Source organism: Streptomyces vulcanius, from assembly GCF_042653945.1.
Classification (GTDB): domain Bacteria; phylum Actinomycetota; class Actinomycetes; order Streptomycetales; family Streptomycetaceae; genus Streptomyces; species Streptomyces mangrovi.
Window position 1 is genome coordinate 79,905 of record NZ_JBHSFK010000050.1, and the last position, 8,010, is coordinate 87,914.

Consider the following 8,010-nt stretch of genomic DNA (forward strand, 5'->3'; position numbering starts at 1 on the left):
TGGTTGCCCGGGCGGCCGACTGTCACTCCAACGGGGACCCGTCGGTTGACGACTCAGCCGTTGACGACTCAGCCGTTGACGAAGTCCGCGCGGGCCAGGAGGCCGGTGTCCGGGTTGTCGGTGAAGACACCGTCGATGCCCGTCGCGAAGTACGTCCGGAAGGCGCCGAAGGGGTCGCCGTACGCGTCCGCGTCCGTGCCCTTGCGGTAGTTGGTGGGCAGGAAGGGGTTCTCGTTGCGCATGGTGTACGGGTGCAGGACCAGGCCGACCGCGTGGGCGTCCTTCACCAGGGTGGTCGGGGTGGTGAGGTTGCCGCTCGCGTCCTTGAGGATGACCAGGTCGAGCGTGGGGCCGATGCCCTGCGCGTAACCGGCGATCTCCCGCAGGCCCGCCCGGGTGATCAGGTCGGCGACCGTACGCGGGTCGCCCGCCTCGACGAAGTCCCAGGGGCGGGTGTTCGCGGCCGACAGCAGGACCACGAGGGGGTTGTCCACCAGCTTGTTCAGGCGCTGGATGCTGGTCGGCTCGAAGGACTGCAGGATGACCGGCGAGTTCTTCTTGTCCTTGCCGTACTTGTGCAGCAGCTTGGCGACCCGCTCCTCCAGGCCGAGGCCCAGCTTGCGGAAGTAGGTGGGGTGCTTGGTCTCCGGGTAGATCCAGACCTGCTTGCCGCGCTTGCGGGTCTGCTCGTCCTGCCACTTCAGGACTTCCTCGAAGGTGGGGATCTCCCAGCGGCCGTCGTAGAGCGTGTTGTGCGGGCGGTAGTCCGGGATGCGCTCGATCGCCCGCAGGGTCTTCAGCTCGGCGAGCGTGAAGTCCTCGGTGAACCAGCCGGTGAGGGAGACGCCGTCCAGGACCTTCGTCGTCCTGCGGGAGGCGAACTCGGGATGGTCGGCGACGTCCGTGGTGCCGCCGATCTCCGGCTCGTGCCGGCAGACCAGGTGACCGTCCTTGGTGGGGACCAGGTCGCCCGCCTCTACGATGTCGGCGCCCAGGTCGAGCGCGAGCTGGTAGGAGCCGAAGGTGTGCTCGGGGCGGTAGCCGCTGGCACCGCGGTGACCGATGATCGTCGGGACCGGGAGGCTCTTCAGACCGCCCCTGCCGGAGTGGCGGGCGTCGGCGGCGCGCGCCGTGCCCGACAGACCGAAGACGCTTCCGGTGGCACCGAGCATCGCGGCGCCGAGCAGCGCCCGGCGTCCGGTTCCGCCCGTGCTCGCCTGCTCGTTCGTCTCCTGCGGGTCCTGCGATCCCATGGGGCCTCCTGCCGTCGGCTCGTCCGTGCGGGCCCGATCGTAAGGGCGTGGACATGACCGTCGGGAGACCTCGGTCCTAACATGCGGGTGACGGTGGATGGCAGGTGCCGAACGGCGGTGCGGTGGGTGGCGTACGGCGATGTGGTGGGCGGCGTACGGTGATGTGACGGGTCGTCGGCCGCGGGGGGTTGGGCGCCGCCGACCGGGGAAGGCGGTCAGTACCGGCTGTTGTCGTCCCGGTCGCGCAGGGCGCCGAGTGTTCCGGGTGCGACAAAGCGGTTCGACAGGCGAACCCTGCCGCGGGCCTCGCGCAGATGGCGGGTCGCCTCCGCCTCGATACGGGCCGATTCGGGTCCCTCGGAGAAGCGGCGGCGGTCCCTGCGCGCCAGGACCGTCACGGCGGCGGCGAGGGCGAGCACCAGAACGGCGAAGGCTGCGGCGATACCCATGGTTCCCCCGGTTTCACGGCGTTGTTCCCATCGTTCCCCCCAGATGACGGGAGGGCCACGGTTCGGCCGTACAGGTAAACGTACGTCAACAGTGCGTAAGACCTCGGTGAACCCGATGTGCACCACCCGGGGAGCCGCGAGTATCGTCCTCACCTGCACAGACTCATACGGTTTTTCCTCGGCATCGGAGGGCACGTTGTCCCGCTTCGCGCTCATCAAGGCAGTGCTCGGACCGGTCATGCGCCTGATGTTCCGCCCTCGTGTCGAGGGCGCGGAGCACATCCCCGGCGACGGCCCGGTCATCCTGGCCGGCAATCACCTCACCTTCATCGACTCGATGATCCTGCCGCTGGTCTGCGACCGGCAGGTGTTCTTCATCGGCAAGGACGAGTACGTCACCGGGAAGAGCCTCAAGGGCCGGCTGATGGCCTGGTTCTTCACCGGCGTCGGCATGATCCCGGTGGACCGCGACGGCGGCCGGGGCGGCGTGGCCGCGCTGATGACCGGGCGTCGGGTGCTGGAGGAGGGGAAGGTCTTCGGCATCTACCCCGAGGGCACGCGGTCGCCCGACGGGCGGCTGTACCGGGGGCGCACCGGTATCGCGCGGCTGACGCTGATGACCGGGGCGCCGGTTGTTCCCTTCGCGATGATCGGTACGGACAAGTTGCAGCCGGGGGGTGCGGGGATGCCCCGCCCGGGGCGGGTCACCGTCCGGTTCGGTGAGGCGATGGAGTTCTCGCGGTACGACGGGATGGGCCGGGACCGGTATGTGCTGCGGGCCGTGACGGATTCCGTGATGACCGAGGTCATGCGGTTGTCGGGGCAGGAGTATGTGGACATGTATGCGACGAAGGCCAAGGCCGCGTAGCGGCGTAGGGGTTCGCTGTCGGGTGCGGGTGGGTGGGGGTTCTCGCGCCCACGCGGCGGAGCCGCAAATCGACACAGCCCCGCGCCCCTTGGGTTGCGACCCTTACCCGGCGTTCTCCAGGCGCTGGTCCCTGAGCAGGAACCAGGCCGCCACCGCCGTCGCGAGCAGGACTGCCGCGCCTACTGCCGAAGCCACGCTCAGGCCGCCCACGAAAGCCTCTCGGGCTGATGTCAGCATGGTTTCGGCCGCCGGGGTCGGCATGTGGTTCGCCGCTTCCACCGCGCCGCCCAAGGACTCGTGGGCGCCCTCCGGTGTACCGGCCGGGGACGGGAAGCCGCGGTAGACGCCTGTGACGATGGAGCCGAGTACGGCGATGCCGAGGGCGGCGCCGAGTTCGTACGCCGTTTCGGAGACCGCGGAGGCCGCTCCCGCCTGTTCCTTGGGGACCGAGGACAGGATGACGTCGGCAGTCACCGTGAAGGAGAAGCCGGCGCCGACGCCGACCGCCAGGAGGGCCGCTCCCAGGACCGGGTAGCCGGTCGTCGCGTCGAGCGTCGTCAGTGCGGCCAGGGCGAGGCCGATCGCCGCGAGGCCGCCGGAGACCACGGCCCGTACCGAGTAGCGGCGGGCCACCCGGCCGGCGAGCAGGCCGGCCACCACCGCGCCCACGGCCGCGGGCAGTTCGGCCAGACCGGCCTCCAGGGGCCGTCTGCCCTGCACCAGTTGCAGGTACTGGGAGAGGAAGAACACCAGGCCGGACATGCCGAGCACGGTCAGCATGTCGGCCAGCACCGCGCCGCTGAAGCCACGCCGGCGGAACAGGCGCATGTCGAGGAGCGGCTTCGGGAGCGTGAGCTGGCGGCGTACGAAGCCGTGGAGCGCGGCGAGGCCGAGCAGGGCCGCCGTCAGGGATCCCCAGGTCGGGCCGTGGCTGGCGGCTTCCTTCACCGCGTACACGACGGCGATCATGCCGACGAGTGACAGCACGACGCTGGTCAGGTCCCAGGGGCCGGGGGCGGGGTTCCTCGACTCGGGCAGGGTCCGCAGGCCGACGAGGACGAGGACCGCCATCACGGGCAGGTTGATCAGGAAGACCGAGCCCCACCAGAAGTGTTCGAGCAGGAAGCCGCCCACGACCGGGCCGACCGCCGTGCCCGCCGAGGCCGTCGCGCCCCAGATGCCCACGGCGAGGCTGCGCTCGCGCGGGTCGTGGAAGAGGTTGCGGATCAGGGCGAGGGTGGCGGGCATGAGGGTCGCGCCGGCGACGCCGAGCAGGGCACGGGCCGCGATCATCAGCTCGGGTGTCGTCGCGTAGGCGTTGAGAACCGATATCAGTCCGAAGGCCGTGGCGCCGACGAGCAGGATCCGTTTGCGGCCGATACGGTCGCCGAGGCTGCCCATCGACACCAGCAGACCGGCGATGACGAAGGAGTAGACGTCGCCGATCCACAGGAGTTGGTTGCCGGAGGGCTTCAGGTCTTCGCTGATGTACGGGGTCGCCAGGCCGAGGACGGTCGCGTCCACGGCCACCAGCAGTACGGCGAGCACGAGGACGGCGAGCGCGAGCCAGCGGTCCGGGCGCTTCACCACCGCCTCGGTCGTGGCCGCCGACTGCAGGGTGCTGGTCATGATTCCTCGTTCGGTTGTACGGAGTGACGTAGTACGCCGCCCAGCAGCAGCTCGGCGATCATGTGCTGGAAGTCCTTGGGGGCGCCCCTGCCGCACTGGATCATCCAGGCGCCGGAGGCCAGCAGACCGAAGAGCGCCTCGCTGAGCCAGGCGGGAGTGAGGTCGATGCGGAACTCGCCGTCGAGCTGTCCGCGGCGGAAGAGCGCGGAGATCCGTTCGTCGATGCGGGTCCAGCCCTGGTGCTGTTCCCCGCCCTCGAAGAGCTGGTTCTCGGTGTAGAGGAAGGCGAGCAGTCCGGCGGCCGGTTCGATCTCGCGGACCAGCCGGCGTACGGCGTCGGCGGCGGGCCCCTCGTCCAGACGGGCCGTGTCCAGGGCGGTCTCGCACTCCGCGATGCCGAGCGCCTCCAGGGCGCGGACGAGCGCGTCACGGCCGGCGAACTGCCGGTGCAGGGTGGCGCGGCTGATCCCGGCGGCCTTGGCGACCTCGTCCATGGTCGCGGTGGACTTGTGGGTCAGCAGGGCGGCGGCGCTGCGGAGTACGTGGTCACGGTCGACGGCCATGAGACAACCATAGACCATGTGAGACATCATTGTCTCACGGTGGGCATGTGTGACTCATGCGGCCGTGGCTGCGGCGGTCGTCAGTGCCAGGGCAGGGCGGCCCGCTGCTCCCAGTACGCCCGCGGGTCCTCCGCCAGTGCGGCCAGGCCGTCCAGCTGGTCCTCGTCCAGGTCGACGACGGCCGCGTGCAGGTTGGAGGCGAGCTGTGCGGCCGTCGCGGCGCCGGAGAGGACGACTCCGGCCCAGGGCTGGCGCAGGGCGAGGGCGAGGGCGACCGCGTCGCAGCCGAGGCCGCTCTGTGCCGCCACCGCCTTCAGGGCGTCCGGCGCGTGCGGGCCGGCGAGGCGGCCGTTGGCCATGCCCTCCTTCACGATCACCGTGAGTCCGGCGTCATGGGCCTCTGCGAGAGCGGGGGCGGCCGAGGTCTCCAGCGCGTTGTACGTCGACTGGACGGTACGGAAGAGGGGCTCGCCGTCGACCGTCACGGCGAGGGCGGCGCGGATGGCGTCGGCCTGGGCGGGGCCGCTGGTGGAGAAGCCGACGGTGACTCCCTGGGCAGCGGCTTCGGCCAGCCGGGCGTGGAGTTCCTTGTCGGTGAGGGCGGGACTGTCCGGCGTCACCGAGTGGATCTGGTAGAGGTCGAGCCGGTCGCCGAGCAGTTCGGCGCTCTCGGCGCGCTGACGGTCGTAGGTCCGGACGCTGTGGTCCTTGACCTCGTGCCGCTCGGCGTCGGTGGTCCAGTCGGCGGTGTAGGTGTAGCCCCATTTGCTGCCCACGACGACGTCGGCGGCGTCGGGGCGCGCCGTCAGCCAGTCGGCGAGGAACTCCTCGGAGCGGCCGTAGGAGCGGGCCGCGTCGAAGTACCGGACGCCCTGGGCGTAGGCGGCGTCGAGGAGCTCGTGGGTGCGGGTGCGCAGGGCGTCGACACTGCGGTCGGCCGGCAGGTCCTGGTCACGGCCGAGGTTGATGTATCCGGGACGGCCGACCGCGGCGAGACCCAGGCCGAGGTGGCAGGTGGGGGTCGTCGCTGAGGCGAGACGGGCGAAGGGCATCGCTGGCTCCGTTCGGTCGGCTCCACAGGGCTCCGGACCAACCTAACGCGTGATCAGCCGACGGAGGGCGCGGGCAGCGCCGTCGAGTGGGCGCCCTGGAGGAAGCTGTCGGCAGGCCGGTCGGCATCAGTGCGCGCACCCGCCACGCCGTGGCCGGCATCCCAGCCACGCGCACGGCTCGACGTCCATGCCCCCTCAGGGACCCCCGCACCGGACCAACTGCACCGGCGCCACCCCGAGTTGGCAGGGCAGCGCCGGGTGCGGACCATCAGGAGGAGGGTGCGAAGCCGCTCACTTCCGGGCGTCGGCCCACGTGTGCTGCGCGGCCACGTCCGCCTTGACCTCCGTGAGCTGGACGGCGACCGCGCTGGGCGCCGTACCGCCGCGGCCGTCGCGGGAGGCGAGGGCGCCGGAGACGTTGAGGACCGTGCGGACCTCGGGGGTGAGGTGGGCGGAGATCTTCGCGAACTGCTCGTCGGTCAGCTGGTCCAGCTCCTTGCCCTCGGCCTCGGCGGCCTTGACGCACTCGCCGGCGACCTCGTGCGCGACGCGGAACGGAACACCCTGCTTGACCAGCCACTCGGCGATGTCGGTGGCGAGGGAGAAGCCGGCCGGGGCCAGTTCCTCCATGCGCTCGCGGTGGACGGTGAGGGTGGCCATCATGCCGGTGAAGGCGGGGAGCAGGACCTCCAGCTGGTCGCAGGAGTCGAAGACCGGCTCCTTGTCCTCCTGGAGGTCGCGGTTGTAGGCGAGCGGCAGGGCCTTGAGCGTGGCCATCAGGCCGGTGAGGTTGCCGATCAGCCGGCCGGACTTGCCGCGCGCCAGTTCCGCGATGTCCGGGTTCTTCTTCTGCGGCATGATCGACGAGCCGGTGGAGAACGCGTCGTGCAGGGTCACGAAGGAGAACTCCTTCGTGTTCCAGATGATGATCTCCTCGGCGATCCTGGACAGGTTCACGCCGATCATCGCGGTGACGAAGGCGAACTCGGCGGCGAAGTCGCGGGAGGCCGTGCCGTCGATGGAGTTGCCGACGCTGCCGCGCTCGAAACCGAGGTCCGCGGCGACCGCCTCCGGGTCCAGACCGAGACTGCTGCCGGCGAGCGCGCCGGAGCCGTACGGTGAGACGGCGGTGCGCTCGTCCCACTGGCGCAGCCGCTCGGCATCCCGGGAGAGCGACTGGGCGTGCGCGAGGACGTGGTGGGCGAAGAGGACCGGCTGGGCGTGCTGGAGGTGGGTGCGGCCGGGCATCGCCACGTCCGGGTGGGCCTCGGCGAGGCCGATCAGCGCGTCCTGGAGGTCGGCGATCAGCCCGCCGATGATCCGGGCGTGGTCACGCAGGTACATCCGGAAGAGGGTGGCGACCTGGTCGTTGCGGGAGCGGCCGGCGCGGAGCTTGCCGCCGAGGTCGGGGCCGAGGCGCTCCAGGAGGCCGCGCTCCAGCGCGGTGTGGACGTCCTCGTCGGCGACCGTGCCGACGAAGGTGCCGGCGGCGACGTCCGCCTCCAGCCGGTCGAGTCCGGCGGTCATCCGGGTCAGCTCGTCCTCGGTGAGCAGGCCCGCCTTGTGCAGCACGCGCGCGTGGGCACGCGAACCGGCGATGTCGTAGGGCGCGAGCCGCCAGTCGAAGTGGACGGACGCGGACAGCTTCGCCAGGGCCTCGGCGGGGCCGTCGGCGAAACGACCGCCCCAGAGCCGTACGTCACCGCTGTTGCTGCTCACTTGCGTTGCTCCTCGGGAGGTCCGATCAGGTATGCATGATTATGCAGACCTCTGCATGATTCGTCAATCTGGGGGTTTCCGGAAAGACTTTTGAAGATGCCTTGAACAAGGGCAACCGCTTACTCGTACTCCACACCGACGCAGGCGCCGCGTTTGTAAACCCACTCCTGACCCTAGTGAGGCATCCGCATGTCCAGGGCTCTTCCTAAGTACAACAAGCGTCGTGTGGCGATCATCGGCGGCGCCGCCGCGTTGGCCCTGTCCGGCGCTGTGGTCGTGAACTCCGCGCTCGCCGGGGAGTCGTCCAAGAGCGGCAGCACGACGAACGCCAAGACGCTGGCCAGCCCCGGCACCATCTCGTGCCCGGATGTCGCCTCGCAGCTCCCGGAGATCCCCGCCACCGCGCAGGCCGAGGTCGACCGCAACCTCACCCTGCTCCAGACGCAGATCGACGAGGCCAACCAGCGGCTGATCGAC

The 8,010-nt window shown here is 70.5% G+C and carries 7 protein-coding genes and 1 pseudogene; 2 read left to right on the top strand and 6 right to left on the bottom strand.

The window, feature by feature from the left end; genetic code table 11:
• Nucleotides 1-68 precede the first annotated feature (68 nt).
• Both ACFPIH_RS47945 and ACFPIH_RS47950 read right to left on the bottom strand, forming a co-directional pair.
• On the bottom strand, nucleotides 69-1,253 hold the full coding sequence (locus tag ACFPIH_RS47945) for a glycerophosphodiester phosphodiesterase (protein WP_381177585.1): 1,185 nt from the start codon (nucleotides 1,251-1,253) through the stop codon (nucleotides 69-71).
• Between the two features lie 215 nt (nucleotides 1,254-1,468).
• A complete protein-coding gene (locus tag ACFPIH_RS47950) occupies nucleotides 1,469-1,702 on the bottom strand; it encodes a hypothetical protein (RefSeq protein WP_381177588.1) in 234 nt (77 codons plus the stop codon).
• 196 nt (nucleotides 1,703-1,898) lie between these two features.
• Here ACFPIH_RS47950 and ACFPIH_RS47955 point away from each other — a divergent pair, with 196 nt between their 5' ends.
• Nucleotides 1,899-2,570 (top strand): lysophospholipid acyltransferase family protein, encoded by a 672-nt coding sequence (locus ACFPIH_RS47955; RefSeq protein WP_381177591.1) that lies wholly within the window; start codon nucleotides 1,899-1,901, stop codon nucleotides 2,568-2,570.
• A 102-nt stretch (nucleotides 2,571-2,672) separates the two neighbouring features.
• On the opposite strand, the gene ACFPIH_RS47960 is transcribed toward ACFPIH_RS47955, so the two are convergent.
• The 4 genes from ACFPIH_RS47960 to argH form a co-directional block, all read right to left on the bottom strand.
• Nucleotides 2,673-4,199 (bottom strand): MFS transporter, encoded by a 1,527-nt coding sequence (locus ACFPIH_RS47960; protein ID WP_381177594.1) that lies wholly within the window; start codon nucleotides 4,197-4,199, stop codon nucleotides 2,673-2,675.
• Nucleotides 4,196-4,762 carry a TetR/AcrR family transcriptional regulator gene (locus ACFPIH_RS47965; protein WP_381177596.1) on the bottom strand — a complete coding sequence of 189 codons (567 nt, stop codon included), beginning with the start codon at nucleotides 4,760-4,762 and terminating at the stop codon, nucleotides 4,196-4,198. The genes ACFPIH_RS47960 and ACFPIH_RS47965 overlap by 4 nt, the downstream gene beginning before the upstream one ends.
• A gap of 80 nt (nucleotides 4,763-4,842) precedes the next feature.
• Nucleotides 4,843-5,814 carry an aldo/keto reductase gene (locus ACFPIH_RS47970; protein WP_381177599.1) on the bottom strand — a complete coding sequence of 324 codons (972 nt, stop codon included), beginning with the start codon at nucleotides 5,812-5,814 and terminating at the stop codon, nucleotides 4,843-4,845.
• A gap of 291 nt (nucleotides 5,815-6,105) precedes the next feature.
• The gene (gene argH, locus ACFPIH_RS47975; RefSeq protein ID WP_381177602.1) at nucleotides 6,106-7,533 is read right to left on the bottom strand and encodes an argininosuccinate lyase; all 1,428 of its coding nucleotides are present in this window, start codon (nucleotides 7,531-7,533) and stop codon (nucleotides 6,106-6,108) included.
• 189 nt (nucleotides 7,534-7,722) lie between these two features.
• On the opposite strand from argH, the pseudogene ACFPIH_RS47980 reads away from it, so the two are divergent.
• Nucleotides 7,723-8,010: pseudogene (locus tag ACFPIH_RS47980) on the top strand (hypothetical protein); the annotation flags it as partial.

What these genes read in the sequence shown, in the direction of transcription:
- ACFPIH_RS47945 (WP_381177585.1), bottom strand. Translation starts at nt 1,253, where the DNA reads ATGGGATCGCAGGACCCGCAGGAGACGAACGAGCAGGCGAGCACGGGC.
- ACFPIH_RS47965 (WP_381177596.1), bottom strand. Translation starts at nt 4,762, where the DNA reads ATGGCCGTCGACCGTGACCACGTACTCCGCAGCGCCGCCGCCCTGCTG.
- ACFPIH_RS47960 (WP_381177594.1), bottom strand. Translation starts at nt 4,199, where the DNA reads ATGACCAGCACCCTGCAGTCGGCGGCCACGACCGAGGCGGTGGTGAAG.
- ACFPIH_RS47950 (WP_381177588.1), bottom strand. Translation starts at nt 1,702, where the DNA reads ATGGGTATCGCCGCAGCCTTCGCCGTTCTGGTGCTCGCCCTCGCCGCC.
- ACFPIH_RS47970 (WP_381177599.1), bottom strand. Translation starts at nt 5,814, where the DNA reads ATGCCCTTCGCCCGTCTCGCCTCAGCGACGACCCCCACCTGCCACCTC.